Origin of the sequence: Variovorax sp. W1I1, from assembly GCF_030815625.1 — a bacterium.
In the GTDB taxonomy this organism is placed as follows: domain Bacteria; phylum Pseudomonadota; class Gammaproteobacteria; order Burkholderiales; family Burkholderiaceae_C; genus Variovorax; species Variovorax paradoxus_C.
The window spans coordinates 4,807,429-4,829,268 of sequence record NZ_JAUSWZ010000001.1 but is presented as its reverse complement, the minus strand read 5'-3'; the positions used below and the strand labels follow the sequence as shown (position 1 = coordinate 4,829,268).

At 66.7% G+C, this 21,840-nt stretch carries 18 protein-coding genes; 14 read left to right on the top strand and 4 right to left on the bottom strand.

Features of this window, described 5'->3' with window-relative positions:
• Positions 1-258 precede the first annotated feature (258 nt).
• The 8 genes from QFZ83_RS22680 to ygiD all read left to right on the top strand — a co-directional run bounded on the left by QFZ83_RS22680 (position 259) and on the right by ygiD (position 9,704).
• Positions 259-1,506, top strand: coding sequence for a porin (locus QFZ83_RS22680; protein WP_307510264.1), 1,248 nt, complete (start codon positions 259-261; stop codon positions 1,504-1,506).
• A gap of 193 nt (positions 1,507-1,699) precedes the next feature.
• On the top strand, positions 1,700-2,680 hold the full coding sequence (locus QFZ83_RS22675; protein ID WP_307510262.1) for an ABC transporter permease: 981 nt from the start codon (positions 1,700-1,702) through the stop codon (positions 2,678-2,680).
• A 2-nt stretch (positions 2,681-2,682) separates the two neighbouring features.
• Complete coding sequence (locus QFZ83_RS22670; RefSeq protein ID WP_307510259.1) at positions 2,683-3,969, top strand: M20 aminoacylase family protein; 1,287 nt, start codon at positions 2,683-2,685, stop codon at positions 3,967-3,969.
• A 31-nt stretch (positions 3,970-4,000) separates the two neighbouring features.
• A complete protein-coding gene (locus QFZ83_RS22665) occupies positions 4,001-5,584 on the top strand; it encodes an ABC transporter substrate-binding protein (RefSeq protein WP_013539637.1) in 1,584 nt (527 codons plus the stop codon).
• A gap of 74 nt (positions 5,585-5,658) precedes the next feature.
• On the top strand, positions 5,659-6,570 hold the full coding sequence (locus tag QFZ83_RS22660) for an ABC transporter permease (protein ID WP_013539638.1): 912 nt from the start codon (positions 5,659-5,661) through the stop codon (positions 6,568-6,570).
• A 21-nt stretch (positions 6,571-6,591) separates the two neighbouring features.
• Positions 6,592-7,662: an ABC transporter ATP-binding protein gene (locus QFZ83_RS22655; RefSeq protein ID WP_307510256.1), complete on the top strand. Its 1,071-nt coding sequence runs from the start codon at positions 6,592-6,594 to the stop codon at positions 7,660-7,662.
• Entirely contained in the window at positions 7,659-8,690 is a 1,032-nt protein-coding gene (locus QFZ83_RS22650; protein WP_306880204.1) for an ABC transporter ATP-binding protein, read from the top strand. Before QFZ83_RS22655 ends, QFZ83_RS22650 begins: the two co-directional genes overlap by 4 nt.
• A gap of 78 nt (positions 8,691-8,768) precedes the next feature.
• The gene (gene ygiD / locus QFZ83_RS22645; protein ID WP_307510253.1) at positions 8,769-9,704 is read left to right on the top strand and encodes a 4,5-DOPA dioxygenase extradiol; all 936 of its coding nucleotides are present in this window, start codon (positions 8,769-8,771) and stop codon (positions 9,702-9,704) included.
• A gap of 4 nt (positions 9,705-9,708) precedes the next feature.
• On the opposite strand, the gene zwf is transcribed toward ygiD, so the two are convergent.
• Positions 9,709-11,178 carry a glucose-6-phosphate dehydrogenase gene (gene zwf / locus QFZ83_RS22640; RefSeq protein WP_307510250.1) on the bottom strand — a complete coding sequence of 490 codons (1,470 nt, stop codon included), beginning with the start codon at positions 11,176-11,178 and terminating at the stop codon, positions 9,709-9,711.
• A gap of 156 nt (positions 11,179-11,334) precedes the next feature.
• Between zwf and QFZ83_RS22635 the strand changes: the two genes are divergently transcribed.
• From QFZ83_RS22635 to QFZ83_RS22620, 4 genes are read left to right on the top strand one after another with little or no spacing between them, the layout of a single operon-like run.
• Positions 11,335-12,345 (top strand): ABC transporter substrate-binding protein, encoded by a 1,011-nt coding sequence (locus tag QFZ83_RS22635; protein WP_307510247.1) that lies wholly within the window; start codon positions 11,335-11,337, stop codon positions 12,343-12,345.
• Complete coding sequence (locus tag QFZ83_RS22630; RefSeq protein WP_307510246.1) at positions 12,346-14,622, top strand: iron ABC transporter permease; 2,277 nt, start codon at positions 12,346-12,348, stop codon at positions 14,620-14,622. It abuts the gene before it with no gap.
• On the top strand, positions 14,619-15,659 hold the full coding sequence (locus QFZ83_RS22625) for an ABC transporter ATP-binding protein (RefSeq protein WP_307510244.1): 1,041 nt from the start codon (positions 14,619-14,621) through the stop codon (positions 15,657-15,659). Before QFZ83_RS22630 ends, QFZ83_RS22625 begins: the two co-directional genes overlap by 4 nt.
• A gap of 12 nt (positions 15,660-15,671) precedes the next feature.
• On the top strand, positions 15,672-16,334 hold the full coding sequence (locus QFZ83_RS22620; RefSeq protein ID WP_307510243.1) for an HAD family phosphatase: 663 nt from the start codon (positions 15,672-15,674) through the stop codon (positions 16,332-16,334).
• Here QFZ83_RS22620 and QFZ83_RS22615 read toward each other — a convergent pair.
• Positions 16,280-16,954, bottom strand: coding sequence for a lipocalin family protein (locus tag QFZ83_RS22615; protein ID WP_307510240.1), 675 nt, complete (start codon positions 16,952-16,954; stop codon positions 16,280-16,282). The genes QFZ83_RS22620 and QFZ83_RS22615 overlap by 55 nt on opposite strands.
• Positions 16,955-17,209: 255 nt before the next feature.
• On the opposite strand from QFZ83_RS22615, the gene tal reads away from it, so the two are divergent.
• Positions 17,210-18,166 carry a transaldolase gene (tal, locus tag QFZ83_RS22610; protein ID WP_306880197.1) on the top strand — a complete coding sequence of 319 codons (957 nt, stop codon included), beginning with the start codon at positions 17,210-17,212 and terminating at the stop codon, positions 18,164-18,166.
• 2 nt (positions 18,167-18,168) lie between these two features.
• On the top strand, positions 18,169-19,728 hold the full coding sequence (pgi, locus tag QFZ83_RS22605; RefSeq protein WP_306880196.1) for a glucose-6-phosphate isomerase: 1,560 nt from the start codon (positions 18,169-18,171) through the stop codon (positions 19,726-19,728).
• Between the two features lie 4 nt (positions 19,729-19,732).
• On the opposite strand, the gene QFZ83_RS22600 is transcribed toward pgi, so the two are convergent.
• The gene (locus QFZ83_RS22600; protein WP_013539651.1) at positions 19,733-20,797 is read right to left on the bottom strand and encodes a 4-hydroxythreonine-4-phosphate dehydrogenase PdxA; all 1,065 of its coding nucleotides are present in this window, start codon (positions 20,795-20,797) and stop codon (positions 19,733-19,735) included.
• Between the two features lie 49 nt (positions 20,798-20,846).
• Positions 20,847-21,824 (bottom strand): tripartite tricarboxylate transporter substrate binding protein, encoded by a 978-nt coding sequence (locus QFZ83_RS22595; RefSeq protein ID WP_307510237.1) that lies wholly within the window; start codon positions 21,822-21,824, stop codon positions 20,847-20,849.
• Positions 21,825-21,840 lie beyond the last annotated feature (16 nt).

Sequence of the window (21,840 nt, the reverse complement as noted above, 5' to 3'; positions counted from 1 at the left end):
AAGCGCTGCAAAAAGTTACGTTCTTGTTCCGCATTGTGGTGCGCCAGACGGGCTAAGTCCTTTGTTGCAGGACTGCAACGAAACGCCCGAGCCATCAGAGATTTCGGGCGATTTGTTTTGCCCTGCCGCAGCGGCTCTGGTGCAATAGCAACAACTTCCCAAAAGGAGGTTGGCCCGGGGTCCGGTGGGAGCACAAAGTGCCAGTCACGGTGAGCCCTTCGCACCGGAGCCCTATGTTTAACCTTGGAGAAACTTGCAATGAAAAAATCTCTAGTTGCTCTGGCTGCCCTGGCTGTTGCCGGTGTTGCCTCGGCTCAGTCGTCCGTCACGCTTTTCGGTGTGGTCGACGCGTCGATCAGCGGCTACTCGTCCACCTCGCGTGACCTGAACGGCGCCACCTTCCTGAACCCGTTCTATGTGAACAAGGGCAGCGTCAAGGCAAGCCGTCGTGAACTGGCCAACGGCGCCTACAACTCCAGCCGTCTGGGCTTCCGTGGTACGGAAGACCTCGGTGGTGGCCTGGCAGCCAGCTTCTGGCTCGAAGCCCCGATCACCAACGACGACGGCCAAACCGGTGTTTCGACGTTCGCTCGTCGTTCGACCGTGAGCCTGTCGGGTGGTTTCGGTGAACTGCGTCTGGGTCGTGACTACACCGCCACGTTCTGGAACGACACCGTGTTCGATCCGTTCGGCACCAACGGCGTTGGCACCAACCTGATCTTCACGGCCAACAATGGCTTCAACGCCTTCAATGGTACGGCTGCTACGCCGGTTGCCGGCGTGCCTAGCGTTACTGGCAGCAACTACGTTCGCACCAGCAACAGCATCGGCTACTTCCTGCCGCCGAACCTGGGTGGCTTCTACGGTCAACTGCAGTACGCGTTCAGCGAAAAGACCAAGTACAGCCCTGGCCTGGCAACGCCTGACGTCGCGAACAACTCGCGTCAAGGCCGTTACGTCGGTGGCCGCTTCGGCTACGCAAACGGTCCTCTGGACGTTGCAATTGCTTATGGCAGCAGCACCATTGGCGACCAGTACTACGTTGGCACGACCAACAAGGTCAACACTCTGAACCTCGGCGCTTCGTACGACTTCGGTCCTGTGAAGCTCTTCGGTGAAGTGTCGCGTGCCAAGAACAAGCTGGACTACGAAACCGAACCCTTCCTGGGCGGCCGTCCTGACACCGATCTGACCGGTTACCTGCTCGGCGTGACCGTGCCGGTCGGTGCTGGCCTGATCCGCGCTTCGTACTCGGCTGTCAAGTACGACGACAACCAGCAAGAAGTGCTGTTCCAACCGCGTATTGCTGACCGGAAGGCCAACAAGCTGGCAATCGGCTACGTGCACAACCTGTCGAAGCGCACGGCTCTGTACGCAACGATCGCTCGTGTGAGCAACAAGAACGGTGCAGCTCTGACCGTTGGCGGCCCGTCGTTCGTGACCTCCGGTGGCTTCACCCCGAAGACCTCGACCGGCTACGACTTCGGTATCCGTCACGCTTTCTGATTTGACGCTGGCGTAAGCCAGCTTCGAAGCTAAAAGCTCAAAAGCCACCCGACGCAAGTCGGGTGGCTTTTTTCGTTCTGGTGCTGCAAAGGGCAAGGTGTTGGCAATGAGCACCATGTGTGTGCACCCCCGGGGAACCCCCGTGCGGGCACGCACCTTGCACTGCTAGCATGCCCGATCACTTTGTTTGCTAATGATTGCCTTTGTACTGCGCCGCCTGATCCAGGCCGTGATCGTGATGATCGCGGTCGCGTTCATTGCCTTTCTCTTGTTCCAATACGTCGGCGATCCCGTCGTGTTCCTGCTGGGCCAGGATGCCAAGCCCGAACAGATCCGTGAATTGCGCGCCGGCTTGGGGCTCGACAAGCCCTTCTTCGTGCAGTTCTGGCATTTCCTGGTCAATGCGGCCCAGGGTGAGTTCGGCCTGAGCCTGCGCCAGGGCGCCAAGGTCTCGCGCCTGATCGGCGAGCGCTTTCCGGCCACGCTCGAACTGGCACTCGTCGCCGCCGTGCTGGCGCTCTTCATCGGCATCCCGATGGGCGTCTACACCGCCCTGCGCCGTGGCACCTTCATAAGCCAGGTGTTCATGACGGTCTCGCTGCTCGGCGTGTCGCTGCCCACCTTCCTGATCGGCATCCTGCTGATCCTCGTCTTCGCGGTCACGCTGGGCTGGTTCCCGAGCTTCGGCCGGGGCGAAACCGTGAAGTTCGGCTGGTGGACCAGCGGCCTCTTCAGCGTCGACGGCTGGCAACACATCGTGCTGCCGGCGGTGACGCTCGCGATCTTCCAGCTCACGCTGATCATGCGGCTGGTGCGCGCCGAGATGCTCGAGGTGCTGCGCACCGACTACATCAAGTTCGCACGCGCACGGGGCCTGTCGAACCGCGCCATCCATTTCGGCCACGCCCTCAAGAACACGCTGGTGCCGGTGATGACCATCACCGGCCTGCAGCTCGGCGGCCTGATCGCCTTTGCCATCATCACCGAGTCGGTGTTCCAGTGGCCCGGCATGGGCCTCCTGTTCATCCAGGCCGTGACCTTCGCCGACATCCCGGTGATGGCCGCCTACTTGTGCCTCATCGCGTTGATCTTCGTGGTGATCAACCTCGTGGTCGACCTGCTGTATTTCGTGGTCGATCCGCGTCTGCGCGTCGGCAAGGCGGGGGGGCATTGAACATGGCAGCAGCAACAGAAGCAGTGACCACAACGACAGTCCCTCGCCTCAAGGCGTCCGGGCGGGCCTTCGCGAACATCGCGAGCTTCTACCCCGAGCTCACGGCCTTTCGCCGCGACCTGCACGCGCACCCCGAGCTCGGCTTCGAAGAGGTCTACACGGCAGGCCGCGTGCGCGAGGCGCTGCGCGCTTGCGGCGTCGACGAGATCCACGAGGGCATCGGCAAGACCGGCGTGGTCGGCGTGATCCGCGGCAAGTCCACCGCGAGCGGCCGCATGATCGGCCTGCGCGCCGACATGGACGCGCTCCCCATGCGCGAGGACAACAGCTTCGGCTGGCGCTCCGCCAACGACGGCCTGATGCACGGCTGCGGCCACGACGGCCACACCGCCATGCTGGTCGGCGCCGCACGTTATCTCGCCGAGACGCGCGATTTCGACGGCACCGCCGTGCTGATCTTCCAGCCCGGCGAAGAAGGCTTCGCCGGCGCGCGCGTGATGATCGAAGACGGCCTGTTCGACCGCTTCCCGGTGAATGCGGTCTACGCGATGCACAACTGGCCCGCGATGCCCGCCGGCACCGTCGGCATCAACCGCGGCGCGATGATGGCCGCGGCCGACCGCATCACGATCGAAATCAAGGGCAAGGGCGGCCACGGTGCGCACGCCTACCAGACCATCGACCCGGTGGTGGTTGCCGCGCACATCATCACCGCGGCGCAGACCATCGTGTCGCGCAGCGTGCGCCCCATCGATGCGGCCGTGGTCAGCATCTGCGCGGTGCAGGCGGGCGACCTCGGTGCGATGAGCGTGATCCCGGGCGAGGCCACGCTGGTCGGTACGGTGCGCACCTTCAGCGCGCGGGTGCAGGCCCAGGTCGAGCAGCGCTTGACCGAGCTGTGCACGGCGATCGCCGGCGGCTTCGGCGCCACCGCCACCATCAAGTACGAGCGCATCTACCCGGCCACCATCAACACCGCCCCCGAGGCGATGTTCGCGGCCGACGTGGCCGAGTCGCTGGTCGGCGCCAAGAATGTCGAGCGCAGCATGGAGCCCAGCATGGGCGCCGAGGACTTCTCCTTCATGCTGCAGAAAAAGGCGGGCGCGTACCTGCGCATCGGCCAAGACGTGCGCGAAGGCGCCTTCCTGCACAACAGCCGCTACGACTTCAACGACGAGATCCTGCCGCTCGGCGCCGCGCTGCATGCCGGCCTGATCGAGCAGGGCATGCCGCTAGCCGCTACCCGCGGCACGCAGCCAGGGAAAGCAGCCGCCACCGCGGCGTCGTGATGTGTTCGATTTCAACCCGAGGAGTGTCTCCATGAGTTTCAAGAAGAAAGCGGCCGCGGTCGCCGTCCTGTGCGCCCTGGGCGCCGTCAGCCTGGTCGCGAGTGCGCAGACCATCCGCATTGCGAACCAGGGCGACGCGCTGTCGCTCGACCCGCACTCGCTCAACGAGTCGCTGCAGTTGAGCGTCACTGCCAACGTCTATGAAACCCTCGTGGGTCGCAACAAGGACCTGAGCCTTGCACCGCTCCTGGCCACCAGCTGGAAGCAGACCTCGCCGAACGTCTGGCGCTTCGAACTGCGCAAGGGCGTGGTCTTTCACGACGGCACGCCGTTCACCGCCGACGACGTGGTGTTCAGCTTCGCGCGCGCCCAGGGCGACGGCTCCGACATGCGCGCCACGCTCAGCGACATCAAGGCCGTGCGCAAGGTCGGCGATCTCGCCGTCGAAATCGAAACCAACGGCCCGTTCCCGATCCTGCCCGACGTGATCTCGCTCACCATGATCATGAGCAAGAAGTGGTGCGAGGAAAACCAGGCCACCAAGCCGGTCGACCGCCGCAAGGGCATCGAGAACACCGCCTCGTTCAAGGCCAACGGCACCGGCCCGTTCCGCGTGCGCGAGCGCCAGCCGAACGTGCGCACCGTGTTCACGCGCAACGGCACCTACTGGGGCAAGATCGACGGCAACGCGCAGGAGATCGTCTTCACGCCCATCGCCAACCCCGCCACCCGCGTGGCCGCGCTGGTCTCGGGCGAAGTCGACGTGATGGAGCCGGTGCCCGTGCAGGACATCGCGCGCATCAACGCCGCGCCCAACGCCCGCGTCATCACCGGCCCCGAAATGCGTACCATCTTCCTTGGCATGGACCAGAAGCGCGACGAGCTGCTGTACTCCAACATCAAGGGCAAGAACCCGTTCAAGGACAAGCGCGTTCGCCAGGCCTTCTACCAGGCCATCGACATCGTCGGCATCCAGCGCACCGTGATGCGCGGCGCCTCCAAGCCCACGGGCCTCTTGGTCGGCCCCGGCATCAACGGCTGGACCGCCGAGCAGGACAAGCGCCTGCCCTTCGACGTCGAAGCCGCCAAGAAGCTCATGGCCGAAGCCGGCTATGCGAGCGGCTTCGAGGTGACGATGAACTGCCCGAACGACCGCTACGTGAACGATGGCCAGATCTGCCAGAGCGTGGCCGCCAACCTCGCCAAGATCAACGTCAAGATCAACCTGGCCGCCGAGACCAAGGGCACCTACTTCCCCAAGATCCTGCGCCGCGACACCAGCTTCTACATGCTGGGCTGGACCCCGACCACCTACGACTCGCACAACGCGCTGAGCTCGCTCACCGCCTGCCCGGACGACAAGGGCACGGGCCAGTTCAACCTGGGCGCGTACTGCAATCCCAAGCTGGACGAGCTGACCAAGAAGATCCAGTCCGAGAGCGACAAGGCCAAGCGCAACGAGCTCATCAAGGAAGCCTTCAAGCTGCATGCGGACGACATCGGCACGCTGCCGCTGCATCAGCAGTCGCTGGCCTGGGGCGTGAGCAAGAAGGTCGAGCTGGTGCAGCTGGCCGACAACTTCATGTACTTCAAGTGGATGAGCGTCAAGCCGTGATCCTGCTGGCCGCTCCTTCGGCGGCCTGACCATGGGCCCGCTTCTTGCGGGCCCATTCCTTTTTTTTCCTCACGATGAAAAAAACCCTTGCTCGCTGGCTCGACAGCGACGTCGGCTACAGCTTCCGGACTTCCCCGGTGGCGATGGCGGCGGCACTGATCGCGGTGGTCTGCCTTTTCTGCGCCGCGTTCGCCGGATGGGTGTCGCCGCACAACCCCTTCGACCTCGCCACGCTCGAACTCGGTGATGCCCGCCTGCCGCCCGCATGGAGCGCCGAAGGTTCTTCCAAATATCTGCTCGGCACCGACGACCAGGGCCGCGACATCCTTTCGGCCGTCATCTACGGCGCGCGCATCTCGATGATCGTGGGCATCGTCTCGGTGGTGCTGTCGGTCGTCGTCGGCGTGGTGTTCGGCCTGCTCGCGGGCTTTCTCGGCGGCTGGCTCGATTCGTTCCTCATGCGCGTGTGCGACGTGATGCTGTCGTTCCCGCCCATCCTCGTCGCGCTGCTGATCGCAGGCGTCGGCCGCGCGCTCTTTCCGGGCGCGCACGAGTCGCTCGCTTTCGGCGTGTTGATCATTTCGATCTCGCTCACGGGCTGGGTCCAGTACGCACGCACGGTGCGCGGCTCCACGCTGGTGGAGCGCAACAAGGAGTACGTGCAGGCCGCGCGCGTCACCGGCGTCGCGCCGATCCGCATCATGCTGCGCCATGTGCTGCCCAACGTGATGGGGCCGGTGATGGTGCTGGCCACCATCCAGGTCGCGACCGCGATCATCACCGAGGCCACGCTCTCGTTCCTGGGTGTCGGCGTGCCGCCGACCTCGCCCTCGCTGGGCACGCTCATCAGCATCGGCAACCAGTACCTGTTTTCGGGCGAGTGGTGGATCACGGTATTCCCGGGCCTGATGCTGGTGCTCATTGCCCTGAGCGTGAACCTGCTGGGCGACTGGCTGCGCGACGCGCTCAATCCGCGCCTGCGCTGAAGAGAAAAGGAGAACGCCACCATGACGCTGCTCCAGGTCCAAGACCTCGTTGTCGAATTTCCGCACCGCCGCGGCACGCTGCGCGCAATCGACCGCATCTCGTTCGACATCGCGCCCGGGGAAATCCTTGGCGTGGTGGGCGAATCGGGCGCGGGCAAATCGCTCACGGGCGCGGCCATCATCGGCCTGCTCGAACCCCCGGGCCGCGTGGCCGGCGGGCAGATCCTGCTGGAGGGGGAGCGCATCGACAACCTGAGTTTCGATGCGATGCGCCCCATCCGCGGCCGCAAGATCGGCGCGATTTTTCAAGACCCGCTGACCTCGCTGAACCCGCTCTACACCGTGGGCCGGCAACTCATCGAGACCATCCGCGCGCATTTGCCCGTGACCGATTCCGAAGCCCGCAAGCGCGCCATCGGCCTCTTGCAGGACACCGGCATTCCCGCGGCCGAACAGCGCATCGACCACTTCCCGCACCAGTTCTCGGGCGGCATGCGCCAGCGCGTGGTGATCGCGCTCGCGCTCGCGGCCGAGCCCAAGCTCATCGTGGCCGACGAGCCGACCACCGCGCTGGACGTGTCGATCCAGGCGCAGATCATTCAGTTGCTCAAGCGCATCTGCAAGGACCGCGGCGCGGCCGTGATGCTCATCACGCACGACATGGGCGTGATCGCCGAGACCTGCGACCGCGTGGCCGTGATGTATGCGGGCCGCATCGCCGAGATCGGCCCGGTGCACGAAGTGATTCATCAACCAGCGCACCCCTACACCTCGGGCCTGATGGCGTCGATTCCCGACATGGCAAGCGACCGCGAACGGCTCAACCAGATCGACGGCGCGATGCCGCGGCTCAACGCCATTCCGACCGGCTGTGCCTACAACCCGCGTTGCCCGCGCACCTTTGCGCGCTGCCTCACCGAACGGCCCGAACTGCTGCACGCGGGCGCCACGCGCGCCGCATGCTGGCTGCACGACGCGGCCGATCCGCATGCGGGCCAGGCCGAGATCGCGGCGAAGCACCACGACGCGCTCGCGGCCGGCGAACGCGCCACGCCCGAAGCGGCCGAACCCATCGTGGAGGTGACGCGATGAGCGCCGTGATCGAACCTCGCAAGGACACGACGGCCGGCGAGCCGCTGGTGGTCGCGCACGATCTCGCGCGCACCTTCGACGTCTCGCCGCCCTGGCTCAACCGCGTGCTCGAACGCAAGCCGCGCGTGCTGCTGCATGCGGTGGACGGCGTGAGCTTTTCCATCGAACGCGGCAAGACGCTTGCGCTGGTGGGCGAATCGGGCTGCGGCAAGAGCACCGTCGCGCGCCTCCTGGTCGGCCTCTATGCGCCCACGCGCGGCGGGCTGCAGTTCGACGGGCAGGACGCGCACGCCGAGTTCAAGACCCCCGAAGGCCGCAAGCTGCGCCGTCGTATCCAGATGATCTTCCAGGACCCGTATGCGAGCTTGAATCCGCGCTGGATCGTGGAAGACATCATCGGCGAGCCCCTGCGCGAGCACGGCATCTTGAGCGGCAAGGCCGAACTGCGCGAGCGCGTGGGCGAACTGCTCAAGTCGGTCGGCCTCTCGCCGCTGGACATGAGCAAGTACCCGCACCAGTTCTCGGGCGGCCAGCGCCAGCGCATTTCGATCGCGCGCGCGCTCGCCACGCAGCCCGAGTTCCTGGTGTGCGACGAGCCCACCTCGGCGCTCGACGTGAGCGTGCAGGCGCAGGTGCTCAACATCATGAAGGACCTGCAGCGCGAGCAGGGGCTGACGTATCTCTTCATCTCGCACAACCTCGCGGTGGTGCGCCATGTGGCCGACCAGGTCGGCGTGATGTATCTCGGCCGGCTGGTCGAGGTGGCGGACAAGCAGAAGCTCTTCGCCGAGCCGCAGCATCCGTACACGCGCATGCTGCTCGATGCGATTCCGCAGATGAAGCACACGGGGCGCCAGCGCACGCCGGTGCAGGGCGAGGTGCCGAATCCGCTGAATCCGCCGACGGGCTGTGCGTTTCATCCGCGCTGCCCGCATGCGAATGCGCGCTGCTCGGCGGAGCGGCCGAAGCTGCTGAGTATCAAGGGGGTGCAGGTGGCGTGTCATGCGGTCGAAGAGGGCCGGATCTAGACGTCGCCGCATGTGCGTAAACGCACTGCGTGGCTTAGGGCGCTGCGGCAGAGTGGTGCCGCAAATCCGAAGGACACCATGGCAGGCCGCACGACTTTCTCGACCCCGCATCCATTGAACGCACCCGAGCTCGGCCGCAGGGGCTTCGTAATGGCGTCCGCGCTCGGCGCTACCACCGCGCTGGCATCGCTTGCGCTTGCAACGCGCTCGCATGCGGCAAGCGGCACGCCTTCACGGCGGATGCCCGTCATCTTCATCGGCCATGGCACACCCATGAACGCCATTGCCGACAACGCGTTTACGCGCCGCCTCTCGGCATGGGGCAGGGATCTGCCGCCGCCAACAGCTATCCTGAGTGTTTCGGCGCATTGGCTGAGCCGCGGCGCAACGGGCGTCGGCGTGCAGGCGAAGCCGAAGACGATCCACGACTTCGGCGGTTTCCCGCAGGCGCTGTTCGATGTCGACTACCCCGCGCCCGGCCATCCGGCACTGGCGCGCGAAACCGTCGGCGTGGTGAAGCAGTCGCCGGTGATCGCCACCGACCAATGGGGGCTCGACCATGGCACCTGGTCGGTGCTCAAGCACCTCTACCCGAAGGCCGACGTTCCCGTCTTCCAGCTCAGCATCGACTACGACAAGCCGGCCGCCTTCCACTACGCGGTGGGCCGAGACCTCGCGGCGCTGCGTGACAAGGGCGTGCTCGTGATGGGCAGCGGCAACGTGGTGCACAACCTGCGCGCCACGGACCGCGGAACGGTCGATGGGCCGAAGGCGAGCCGCCCGTGGGCGCAGTCCTTCGACGACGCGGTGAAGTCGGCGCTTGCGGGCCGCGACGACCGCGCGCTGATCGGCTATGAAAAGCTGGAGGGCGCATCGACCGCGGTGGCGACGCCCGATCACTACTTTCCATTCCTCTACGCCCTCGGCGCCGCCGGCACTGGCGAGCGCGCGAAGACGGTCTACGAGGGATTCCAGTCGGGCACGCTAAGCATGCGCTGCGTGCAGTTCGGCTGAAGGCTTACTGCTCTTCGCCCCACGAAAAACCATCGCGCGCAATCATCGCGCTCGATGCGCTCGGACCCCAGGTGCCGGCTGCGTAGGGACGCGGGCCGCCGTCCGATGCCCAGCTGTCGATCAGCGGTTCGACCCAGCGCCATGCTTCTTCCTGCTCGTCGCTGCGCACGAACAGGTTGAGGCGCCCGTCGATCACGTCGAGCAGCAGGCGCTCGTAGGCACCCACGCGCTCGGCGCCGAAGCGCTTGTCGAAGTCCAGGTCGAGTTGCACCGGCGCCAGCTGTGCGGCGGCGCTCTGGTTGCCGTTGCGCTGCCGGTTGTCCTGTGCCTGCGCGAGCATGTGCAGCTCCAGGCCGTCCTTGGGCTGCAGATTGATCACCAGCTTGTTGACGTTGCCCGCCGGCGCGCGATAGATCGCATGCGGCGTCGGCCGGAAGTTGACCTCGATGCGCGCATCGCGCGAGGCGAGGCGCTTGCCGGTGCGGATGTAGAACGGCACGCCGGCCCAGCGCCAGTTGGCGATTTCGGTGCGCAGCGCGACGAAGGTCTCGGTGCGGCTTTCGGGGTCGACACCGGGCTCGTCACGGTAGCCCTGCACCCGCTCGCCGTAGGCCGTGCCCGAGGTGTACTGGCCACGGATCGCATGCAGGCTCAGGCTCTCGGGCGTCCAGGGCTTGAGGGCGCGCAGCACCTTGAGTTTTTCGTCGCGGATCGCGTCGGCGTGCGAGTTGATCGGCGGCTCCATGCCGATCGCGCACAGCAACTGCAGTGCGTGGTTCTGAACCATGTCGCGCAACGCGCCGGTCTGGTCGTAGAAGGCGCCGCGCTTCTCGACGCCCAGGTCTTCGGCAATGGTGATCTGGATGTTGGCGATGTGCTCGCGGCGCCAGATGGGCTCGAAGAGCGCATTGCCGAAGCGCATCGCGAACAGGTTCTGCACCGAGGGCTTGCCGAGGTAATGGTCGATGCGGAAGACCTGCTTTTCCTCGAGCACCTTGCCGACCGCGGCGTTGATCGCGCGGTTGGAGGCGAGGTCGTGGCCGAGCGGCTTCTCGAGCACGATGCGGGTCTTGGGGCCGTTGAGGCCGGCCGCTGCGATCTGTTCGACCACCTGCGTGAAGAGGGCGGGCGCCGTGGCCACGTACATCACGACCGTGGAGGCGTCGCGCTGCTTGAGCAGCTCGGCCAGCTTGGCGTAGTCGTCGGGCTTGGACAGGTCCATGCGCAGGTAATGCAGCATCGACGCGAACTTCTTGAACTCTTCCGGGGAGGGCCGCTTGGCCCCTTCGACCGCGCTGAAGCGCGACTGGATCAACTCGCGGTATTGATCGTCCGACAGGTCGTCCCGCGCCACGCCGACGATGCGTCCGTCCTGCGGGAGGCTGCCGTGCCGGAAGGCCTGGAACAGCGCGGGCATGAGTTTGCGCCACGCGAGATCGCCAGTACCGCCGAACAGAACGAGATCGAAGCTCATGAAAAACTTTCCTTTGTCTGAGTGCCTGGAGACGTCCGGGCAGGGCCGGCGCGCCAGTCGCGATGGTACTTGTACCGATTCCCGCGACCTGTACTAAAGCTACGCTGCTCTCGAGCCGCAAGGCTTTTTTTTATGCATGAAGCAGGAAAACTCCAAATGAAGAAGCTTTTTTGCGCAGCCGCATTGCTGGGCCTGTCGGCCGCCGCATCGGCACAGACCGTGAACGTGATCTGCTCGGTCCAGGCCGAATGGTGCAACGTGATCTCCACCGTCTACGCCCGCACCACGGGCGTTCGCATCAACATGGCCCTGAAGGGCTCGGGCGAGGCGCTGGCCCAGCTCATCGCCGAGAAGGACAACCCCAAGACCGACGTGTGGTTCGGCGGCACGGGCGATCCGCACCTGCAGGCGGCCGAGCAGGGCCTCACGCTCGAATACAAGTCGCCCACGCTCGCGCAACTGCACCCCTGGGCCCAGCAGCAGGCCAAGCAGTCGGGCTACAAGACCGTGGGCATCTACTCGGGGCCGCTGGGCTTCGGCTACAACCCCGAGCTGCTGGCCAAGAAGAAGCTGCCCGTGCCCAAGACCTGGGCCGACCTGCTCAAGCCCGAGTACAAGGGCGACATCCAGGTGGCCAACCCCGCATCGAGCGGCACGGCCTACACCATGATCGCCACGCTGGTCCAGCTGATGGGCGAGGACAAGGCCTTCGACTACCTCAAGGCATTGCACAAGAACGTGGGCCAGTACACCCGCTCGGGCACGGGTCCGATCAAGGCGGTGGCGCGCGGCGAGACCGCGATCTCCATCAGCTTCGTGCACGATGGCCCGGGCGAGAAGATGCAGGGCTTCCCGGTCGAGACCATCACGCCGAGCGATGGCACCGGCGCCGAGATCGGCTCCATGAGCATCATCAAGGGCGCGCGCAACCTCGACGCCGCCAAGAAGTTCTACGAATGGGCACTCACGCCCGCCGCGCAGGAACTGGGCGCCGCCAACAAGCAGTTCCAGCTGCCGAGCAACGCGGCAGCCAAGCTCGATCCGCGCATCCCTGATTTCAAGAAGATCAAGTTCATCGACTACGACTACGCCAAGTACGGCGCCAGCGCCGAGCGCCGGCGCCTGATCGCGCGCTGGGAGAAGGACGTCAACTCGCTGCCGCGCTAAGTGGAAGCGAGCTCCATCGGCGGCGCGCCAGTCAACCCGGCCTCCGTGGCGGCGGCCCGGCGTTCGCAGCGCTGGATCTGGGCGTGGGTCGCGCTGGGCTTTGCGGCGTACCTGCTGCTCCCTTGGTACGCGATTCAGGATGCGACCTGGTACGAAGCCGTTCCGCAGGTCTTCGGGCAAGCCGAGGGCGCCAACGGCCTGATGCAGGCCGCGATGCAGGGGCGCAGCTGGCTCTTCATCGGCTTGGCGGGGCTCGTGATGTGCGCGGTCGGCGCATGGCTGCCCGCGGGACGGGGCCAAGGGCGATGGCTGCTGGCGGGTGGGGCGATCGGCGCCATCGGGCTGTCGCTCGCCGGCTTCACCATCGGAGCGCGCGGCTGGAGCGTCGCGGCGCTCAACACACAATTCGGCGAACTCGCGATCAACCAGTTCGGCATCGGCGCGGGTGGCTTCGTGGCGCTAACGGCGCTCGTGCTGCTGGCGGCCTTCGGCGTCGCGCGGCTCGGCCTCTTCAAGGGCGACCTCTTCGTGGCGGCCGCGGTCATCGGCTGCGGCGTGCTGATGGCGCTGTTCATCGCCTATCCGGTGAGCAAGGCGCTCTCGGGCGCGTTCTTCAATGAAGACGGGCAATGGTCGATCGGCGCCTTCATCGCGCGCGTGTTCACCGAACGCATCTGGGGCCTGGGCTGCCTGGCAGGAGGCGTGCGCTGCGGCGTGGCGTGGAACACGCTGGTGCTGGCCTTGCTCACGGCGGCCGGCACCACCTTCCTCGGCACGCTGATGGCGCTCATGGCCGAGCGCGGCAGCAAGCGCGGGCAGGGCGCGCTGCGGGTGCTGGCGCTGCTTCCGATCATCACGCCGCCGTTCGTGGTGGGCCTCGGGCTCATCCTGCTGTTCGGCCGCGCGGGCATCGTCAACCAGATGCTGGAGAACCTGTTCGGCATCGAGCCGACGCGCTGGTTCTACGGCATGCCGGGCGTGCTGGTGGCGCAGCTCTTCGCCTTCACGCCCATCGCCTTCATGATCATGCGCGGCGTGGTGCAGGGCATTGCGCCCAGCCTGGAAGAAGCCGCGCAGATGCTGCGCGCCGACCGTCGCCGCACCTTCTTCACCATCACGCTGCCGCTGCTGAAACCCGGGCTGGCCAACGCCTTCCTGGTCGGCTTCATCGAGAGCATTGCCGACTTCGGCAACCCGGTGGTGGTGGGCGGGCAGTTCTCGGTGCTCTCGACCGACATCTTCTTCGCCATCGTCGGCGCGCAGTACGACCAGGGCCGCGCGGCCTCGCTCGCCTGGGTGCTGACGCTGTTCGCGCTCGGCGTGTTCGCCTTGCAGCGCGGGCTGCTCGGCAAGCAGAACTACACGACCGTAAGCGGCAAGGGCGATGCAGGCATCGCGATGGCGCTGCCCGACGGCGTGCGCCGCACCATCTACTGCATCGCGCTGCCGTGGATCGCGTTCACCGCGGTGGTGTATCTCTTCGCCTTCGCGGGCGGCTTCGTGCAGACCTGGGGGCGCGACTACAGCTTCACGCTCAACCACTTCAAGAACGCGTTCGCGCTGGAGTGGGGCCAGTTCGGGCTGGTGTGGGCGGGCACGGCGTGGAACTCGCTCATCACCACGCTCAAGCTCGCGGGCATCTCGGCGCCGATCACCGCGGCGCTGGGCTTGCTGATCGCGTGGCTGCTGGCGCGCAACGAGTTCAAGGGCCAGGGCATCTTCGAGTTCGGAGCGCTGCTGGCTTTCGCGATTCCGGGCACGGTGCTCGGCGTGAGCTACATCCTGGCGTTCAACGTGCCGCCGCTGGAGCTCACGGGCACCGGGCTCATCATCGTGCTGTGCTTCATGTTCCGGAACCTGCCGGTGGGCGTGCGCGCCGGCACCGCGGCCTTCAAGCAACTGGACCGCTCGCTCGACGAAGCCTCGCTGATGCTGCGCGCCTCGACCTCGCAGACCTTGTTCAAGGTGGTGCTGCCGCTGCTCAAGCCCGCGCTGGTGGCCGCGCTGGTCTACAGCTTCGTGCGCGCCATGACGACGGTGAGCGCGGTGATCTTCCTGGTCACCGCCGAGAACGAGCTTGCCACCACGTACATCATCGGCCGCGTCGGCAATGGCGACTACGGCATCGCGCTCGCGTACTGCACGGTGCTCATGATCCTGATGTCCCTGGCGATCGCGCTGGTGCAGTTCGTGGTCGGGGAGCGCAAGCTGGGGCGGCGCGGGGCTACGCCGCCGCATCAGGGACATCACAAAATGGAAAGCCTGGCTACACCATGAATGGCATCGAATTCCGCAACGTCACCAAGCGCTACGGCACCGACAAGAGCGGGCCGATGGCCGTCAAGGGCATCAGCTTCGAAGTACCCGTGGGCACGCTCACGACGATCCTCGGCCCTTCGGGCTGCGGCAAGACGACCACGCTGCGCATGATCGCGGGGCTCGAATCGCCGACCTCCGGTTCGATCTTCATGGGCGGGCGCGATGTGACGACGCTCGGCCCGGCCGAGCGCAACGTGAGCATGATGTTCCAGAGCTATGCGCTGTTCCCGCACATGAACGTGATCGAGAACGTTGGCTATGGCCTTCGCATGAGCGGCGTGAAGAAGGACGAGGCCACGTCGCGGGCGCGTGAAGCGCTCCGGGGCGTGGGCCTGGTGGGCTTCGACGAGCGCCTGCCCAGCGAACTCTCGGGCGGCCAGCAGCAGCGCGTGGCGCTCGCACGCGCGCTGGTGCTCGAACCCGCGGTGCTGCTGTTCGACGAGCCGCTCTCCAACCTCGACGCGCGCCTGCGCCGCGAGATGCGGGAGGAAATCCGCGCGCTGCAGCAGCGCCTGAAGCTCACCGTCGCCTACGTCACGCACGACCAGAGCGAGGCGCTGGCCGTGAGCGACCAGATCATCGTGATGGACCATGGCGTGATCGCCCAGCGCGGCACGCCCGAGCAGCTCTACGGCCGGCCCGAAAGCGAGTTCGTCGCGGGCTTCATGGGCGAGGCGATGGTGTTTCCCGGCGTGGCGGAGGCCGACGGCAGCGTCACGCTCGGCCCGCTGCGCCTCAAGCCGCGCCACGCGGTCGCGCCCGGCACGGTGAAGGTGGCGGTGCGGCCCGAGGCGTGGGAAATCGGAGCGGCCGACGGCCTTCCCGCCACCTTGCGCAAGGCCGCGTACCTCGGCAGCTTCTACGAATACGGCTTCGACACCACGCTTGGCCCCGTCTTCGTGGTCTCCACCGACCTGTCGCAGCCCCTGGCCGCGGGCGCGCAGACCACGCTGTCGTTGCGCGCCCATGGCGTGAGCGTGGTGCCGGGCGCATGAAACAATCGCGCCATGAACTTGGTTTTCGACCTCGGCGCCGTGCTGATCGCATGGGAGCCCACGCGGCTGGTGCAGGCCCATCTCGCGCAACACGCGCCCACTGAAGCCGCCGCGGTGGCGCTCGGCAGGGCGCTTTTCCATCACGACGACTGGACCAGTTTCGATTGCGGCACCCGCACGCTGGACGATGCCATCGCCCGCATGGCGGCGCGGCTCTCGCTGCCGGCGGACCCGCTTCACGCGATGCTCGGCAACCTGGGCGAGCGCCTCGAAGCCATCGAGGTCACGGTCGACATGCTCGAGCAATTGTTTGCCCACCGCGAAGCCGGGCAGCCGCTGCGGCTTTATTACCTGTCGAACATGCCTGCGCCGTATGCGCGCGCGCTCGAGCGGCGGCATGCGTTCATGCGCCGCTTCGACGGCGGCGTGTTTTCGGGCGATGTGAAGTTCATCAAACCGGATCGTGAAATCTTCGAACTGCTGGCGGTGCGCCATGCGCTCGATGCGGCGGAGACGGTGTTCATCGACGACTCGGCCCCCAACGTCGAGGCGGCGCGCGCCTTCGGCTGGCAGGCGATCCACTGCACCGCGCCGGACATGCTGCCGGCGCAGCTCGCGCGCTATCTGCCGGTGAGCACCACCTTGTCGGCGTCGAAGCCGAGGCTTCGCGCGTAGTCCAGCTCGACCTGCAGCGTCGCGTCGTCCAGGCGCGGTGCGCGCGACAGCACCCACAGGTACTCGCGGTCGGGCGTGCCGACCAGCGCCACCTGGTAGTCGCGGTCGAGCTTGAGGATCCAGTAGTCGCCCCAGACGATGGGCAGCCAGCTCAGCCATGCGGGCGCAAAGCGCACTTCGAGGCGGCCCGCGCCGGGCTGACCGGCCACAGGCACCACGCGCGCCGTGCCGATGGCCTCGTTGAAATTGCCGTCGGCCCGCACGCAGCGGTTGACCACCTGCACCGTGCCGTCGGGCTGCGGCGTGTATTCGGCGGTCACGGGACCCGAGCAGCTTTTCTGGAAGCGGTTCGGCAGCCGCGCCTGCTCGTGCCAGATGCCGGCATAGCGCTGCAGGTCGACCGGCGCCACCACCTGCAGGGGCGCGCGCATCAGCGGCGCGCCGTCGGGCGGGCCGGCCACCTGGGCGCGGGCGGTGCGCGCGGCCCCCATCGCGAGCCAGGTCGCGAGGCCGCCCACGACGAAGGCCGTGGCCATCGCGCCGATCGCCTGGCTGGTGCGGCGGTCATCGAAAGGCCGGCCGGCGGGGTCTGCGACGGGGCGTCGTTGGCGAGGGGACATGAGGGGGCTCCTGGAGGTAAGACGTTCTGCGCAGGTCCTGGACAAGACTCGCTTGACGCTCAGGGTAGCCCTGGCCGGTGGCCGCATGCCGTCAGCCACGGACCACAGCCCCTGTAGGGCAGGGCGGCCGACAACCCTGCGGGCAGAAGGCCGATGGAACCTCGCGAAGACCCGTGCTACGGTGCGCATGAAAACATCGGCCGCCGCGCAACTGCGTGCAGGACTTGTCACAACCCGCACTGGATAATTGATTTCATGAACCAACTCGATGCCCTCCGCCAATGGACCACTGTCGTCGCCGACACCGGTGACTTCAAGCAACTCAGCATTTCCAAGCCGCAGGACGCGACCACCAACCCGTCGCTGATCCTCAAGGCCGTTCAGAAGCCCGAATACCGCCCCCTGCTCGACGAGATCGTGAAGAAGCACGCAGGCAAGCCGCTCGATGAAGTCATCGACCGCCTCCTGGTGAACTTCGGCACCGAAATCCTCCAGATCATTCCGGGCCGCGTCTCCACCGAAGTCGATGCGCGCCTCTCGTTCGACACCGCCGCCACCATCGCCCGCGGCGAGCGCATCGTGGCGCTCTACAAGGCCGAAGGCATCGACACCGAGAAGCGCCTGCTCATCAAGGTCGCCTCCACCTGGGAAGGCATCGAGGCCGCGCGCCAGCTCGAACTCAAGGGCATCCGCACCAACCTCACGCTGCTGTTCTCGTTCGCGCAGGCCGTGGCCTGCGGCGCCGCGAAGGTGCAGCTGATCTCGCCCTTCGTGGGCCGCATCTACGACTGGTACAAGAAGTCGGCCGGCGCCAAGTGGGACGAAGCGGCGAATGCCGGCGCCAACGATCCGGGCGTGAAGTCGGTGCGCGAAATCTTCAACTACTACAAGCAGCACGGCATCAAGACCGAGGTGATGGGCGCGAGCTTCCGCAACGTGGGGCAGATCCAGGCGCTGGCCGGCTGCGACCTGCTGACCATCAGCCCCGAGCTGCTGGCCGAGCTGGCCGCGAGCAACGAACCGCTCGAACACGCGCTCGACGCCAAGGCCGCGGCCAAGGGCGATGCGAAGCAGGTGAGCTACGACGAAGCCGGCTTCCGCTTCGCGCTCAACGAAGACGCCATGGCCACCGAGAAGCTCGCCGAAGGCATCCGCGCCTTCGCGGCCGACGCCGTGAAGCTCGAGAAGCTCATGCAGGAAAGCGGCAAGTAAACATGGCAGTGACCCACGTGACCCAACGCTGCGACCGTGCGCCGGCCTGGGCGCAACTGCAGTCGTACTTCGAGACGGCGGGCCGCCAGTTCGACGTGCGCCATGCCTTCGTGGACGACGCGGGGCGCTTCGAGCGCTTCAGCCAGGAAGCGCCCTATGTGTTCGCCGACCTGTCCAAGAACCTGATCGACGCGCGCACCGAAGAGCTGCTGCTCACGCTGGCCCGCGAATGCGGCCTCGAAGCGCACCGCGACGCGATGTTCGCGGGCGAGCACATCAACAACACCGAAGACCGCGCCGTGCTGCACACGCTGCTGCGCGCGCCGGCCGATGCGAAGGTCGGCAAGACGGCCGACAAGCTGCGCGAGGTGCACGCCACGCTCGACGCGATGCTGGCCTATGCCGAGAAGGTGCGCGGCGACCACACGATCACCGACGTGGTCAACATCGGCATCGGCGGCTCCGACCTCGGCCCGCAGATGGCGGTGCTGGCGCTCGCCGAGTTCGCTGCGCCGGGCAAGCGCTTTCACTTCGTCTCGAACGTCGATGGCCACGAGCTCGCGGGCGTGCTGCGCGACCTGGCGCCGGAGCACACACTGTTCCTGATCGCCTCGAAGACCTTCACCACGACCGAGACGATGACGAATGCGCTCTCGGCCAAGCGCTGGTACGAGCAGTCGGGCGGCAACGACATCGCCGGCCACTTCGCTGCGCTCACGACGAATGTCGAAGCCGCGAACAAGTTCGGCATCGACACCACCTTCGGCTTCTGGGACTGGGTGGGCGGCCGCTATTCGCTGTGGTCGGCCATCGGCCTGCCGATCGCGCTGGCCATCGGCGCCGACGGTTTTCGCCGGCTGCTCGCGGGCGCGCATGCGATGGACGAGCACTTCCGCACCGCGCCGCTCGCGCAGAACCTGCCGGTGCGGCTCGGGCTGCTCGATGTCTGGTATCGCAACTTCCACAAGTTCACGAGCCGCAGCATCGCGCCGTATCACAGCGCCCTGAAGCGCGTGCCGGCCTACCTGCAGCAGCTGGAAATGGAAAGCAACGGCAAGCAGGTCGATGCGAGCGGCAAGCCCGTGGCGTTCGGCACCTCGCCGGTGCTCTGGGGCGAGCCCGGCACCAACGGCCAGCACGCCTACTTCCAGATGCTTCATCAGGGCACGGACGTGACGCCGCTCGAATTCGTGGCGGTGCGCGATGCGGCGCACGACCTCGAAGGCCACCATCCCAAGCTCTTGGCCAACGCGCTCGCGCAGGCGCAGGCGCTGATGGTGGGCAAGCTGGACGAAGGCGGCCACAAGAACTTTCCGGGCAACCGGCCAAGCAGCTTCTTCGTGTTCGAGAAGCTCACGCCCGAAGCGCTCGGCGCCTTCCTCGCGATGTACGAGCACCGCGTGTTCACCAGCGGCGCGCTGTGGGGCATCAACAGCTTCGACCAGTGGGGCGTGGAGCTGGGCAAGGTGCTGGCGAAGGACATCGAGCCTCGCCTCGCCTCGGGCGACATCATGGGGCTCGACGCGTCTACGGCGGGTTTGTTGAAGCGCCTGAGCTCCTGAAGTTTCAGGCCGCGGCGGTTTCCGCGGGCGCCCGCACAGGCGCTCCACCGCTCGCCATCCGCACGCACAGGTCGAAGGCCTGCTGCAGCCCTTCGATCTGCGCGATGCCCTTGCCGGCAATGTCGAAGGCGCTGCCGCTGGCCGATGTGGCCACGGGCACGGGCAGCCCGCCATGCAGCGTCACGCCTTGCTCGAAGCCCATGAGCTTCATCGCGATCTGGCCCTGGTCGTGGTACATCGACACCACCGCATCCACATCGCCGCGGCGCGCGCCGATGAACACCGTGTCGGGCGAGAACGGGCCGCGCGCGTCGTAGCCTTCGGCGCGCAGCTTCTCGATGGCCGGCGCGATGATCTCGATCTCTTCCATGCCGATGGAGCCGCCGTCGCCCGCGTGCGGGTTGAGTCCCGTCACCGCGATGCGCGGCTGCGCGACGCCTGCGCGGCGCAAGGCAGACGCGATGATCTTCACGGCGTCGCCCACGCCCTCGACCGTGATGTGGCTCGCCACGTCCTTCAGCGGAATGTGCGAGGTCACGCGCGAAGTCCACAGCGACCCGGTGAGGTTGAACTCGCAGACGAAGCCGGTCACCGCAAAACGCTCCTGCATGTAGCGCAGCTCGTCCTCGTGCGTGAGGCCGCCCAGGCGCAGCGAATGCTTGTTGAGCGGTGCGAAGAGGATCGCGTCGGCCTGCCCGCGCCGCACGACCACGGTCGCATATTCGAGCGCCTCGAACGAGGCCCGGCCCGAGCGCTCGTTGGATTCGCCGAGCACCGGCGCCTCGCCCTCCATCCAGTCGCGCAGGTAGAGGCTGGGCCGGCCGTCCTCGAAGCGCAGTTCGTCCAGGCTGTCGACCTGCAGCGGATCGAGCTTCACGCCCGCCACGCGCTCGCCCTCGGCCAGCACGGCCGGGTCGGCGATCAGCAGCACGCGCGCGGCGTCCAGGTTGCGCTGGCGCGCGAGCAGCTTCACGGCCATCTCGGGGCCGACGCCGCTGGGGTCGCCCAGCAGCACGACGATGCGGGGCTTGGCGGAGATCACGCTCGGGGTTTTCGTTTGCGTTGACATGGGCATGCGTTTTGGAGGTTGAAGTGAGTGGGCGGGGAGGAGGGCGGCCTCATTCGGCCTTGATGTTGGCGTCGCGCACGAGCTGGCCGTAGTGGTCGAACTCCTGCTTGTTCATCGCCGCGAACGGGTCGCCGGTCAGCGCGCCGGGTTCACCGCCCAGGGCCTTGATGCGCGCCTGCACGTCGGTGAGCTTCAGCGTGCGCACCAGCTCGGCGTTCAGCTTGTCGACCGCGGGGCGAGGCGTGCCGGCGGTCACGTAGAGGCCATACCAGGTGGACACGTCGGCGCCTTTGATGCCCTGCTCGGCGAGCGTCGGCACGTCGGGCAGTTCGGGCGAGCGCTGCGGCGCGCTCACGGCCAGCGCGCGGAACTTGCCGGCCTTGATCTGGCCCATGGCCGACGAGGTGCTGTCGAACATCATGTCGACCTCGCCCGAGATGATGTCGATGTGCGCCTGCGAACTGCCTTTGTAGGGCACGTGGATCGACTTCATGCCCGTGGCCAGGTTGAAGGCCTCGCCGCCCACATGCTGCGTGCTGCCGATGCCGGACGAGGCGTACTTGAAGCCGCCGGGCTTCGCGGCCATGGCCGCCACGAGCTCCTTCACCGACTTGTAGGGCGAGTTGGCCGAGACCACCAGCACGTTGGGCATCACGGCCACGAGGCCGATGGGCGTCAGGTCCTTGAGCGGGTCGTACTTGAGCTTGAGGATGTGCGGCGCCACCGCCTGCGCGGTGTTGGTGGCCAGCAGCAGCGTGGCGCCGTCGGCCGGTGCGCGCGCGGTGAGTTCGCCGGCGATGGTGTTGGAGGCGCCGGGACGGTTCTCCACCGTCACGGGTTGCTTCAACACCGGCGAGAACTTGTCGGCCAGCACGCGGGCGAGGATGTCGGTGCCGCCGCCGGGCGAGGCGCCGACCATGATGCGCACCGGCTTGTCGGGGTAGTTCGGCTGGGCGCCGGTGGTCGCCGCAGCCAGTAGCGCCATCGCGGCAATGCCTGCCGCGCGGGCCAGGGAGGAAAGCTTCATCGGGTTGTCTCCTGCT

Coding starts and splice junctions, on each gene's coding strand:
- QFZ83_RS22635 (WP_307510247.1), top strand. CDS start 11,335: ATGAAGAAGCTTTTTTGCGCAGCCGCATTGCTGGGCCTGTCGGCCGCC.
- zwf (WP_307510250.1), bottom strand. CDS start 11,178: ATGAGCTTCGATCTCGTTCTGTTCGGCGGTACTGGCGATCTCGCGTGG.
- QFZ83_RS22615 (WP_307510240.1), bottom strand. CDS start 16,954: ATGTCCCCTCGCCAACGACGCCCCGTCGCAGACCCCGCCGGCCGGCCT.
- QFZ83_RS22600 (WP_013539651.1), bottom strand. CDS start 20,797: ATGTCAACGCAAACGAAAACCCCGAGCGTGATCTCCGCCAAGCCCCGC.
- QFZ83_RS22620 (WP_307510243.1), top strand. CDS start 15,672: ATGAACTTGGTTTTCGACCTCGGCGCCGTGCTGATCGCATGGGAGCCC.
- QFZ83_RS22595 (WP_307510237.1), bottom strand. CDS start 21,824: ATGAAGCTTTCCTCCCTGGCCCGCGCGGCAGGCATTGCCGCGATGGCG.
- QFZ83_RS22655 (WP_307510256.1), top strand. CDS start 6,592: ATGACGCTGCTCCAGGTCCAAGACCTCGTTGTCGAATTTCCGCACCGC.
- QFZ83_RS22665 (WP_013539637.1), top strand. CDS start 4,001: ATGAGTTTCAAGAAGAAAGCGGCCGCGGTCGCCGTCCTGTGCGCCCTG.
- pgi (WP_306880196.1), top strand. CDS start 18,169: ATGGCAGTGACCCACGTGACCCAACGCTGCGACCGTGCGCCGGCCTGG.
- QFZ83_RS22625 (WP_307510244.1), top strand. CDS start 14,619: ATGAATGGCATCGAATTCCGCAACGTCACCAAGCGCTACGGCACCGAC.
- ygiD (WP_307510253.1), top strand. CDS start 8,769: ATGGCAGGCCGCACGACTTTCTCGACCCCGCATCCATTGAACGCACCC.
- QFZ83_RS22675 (WP_307510262.1), top strand. CDS start 1,700: ATGATTGCCTTTGTACTGCGCCGCCTGATCCAGGCCGTGATCGTGATG.
- QFZ83_RS22660 (WP_013539638.1), top strand. CDS start 5,659: ATGAAAAAAACCCTTGCTCGCTGGCTCGACAGCGACGTCGGCTACAGC.
- QFZ83_RS22680 (WP_307510264.1), top strand. CDS start 259: ATGAAAAAATCTCTAGTTGCTCTGGCTGCCCTGGCTGTTGCCGGTGTT.
- tal (WP_306880197.1), top strand. CDS start 17,210: ATGAACCAACTCGATGCCCTCCGCCAATGGACCACTGTCGTCGCCGAC.
- QFZ83_RS22650 (WP_306880204.1), top strand. CDS start 7,659: ATGAGCGCCGTGATCGAACCTCGCAAGGACACGACGGCCGGCGAGCCG.
- QFZ83_RS22670 (WP_307510259.1), top strand. CDS start 2,683: ATGGCAGCAGCAACAGAAGCAGTGACCACAACGACAGTCCCTCGCCTC.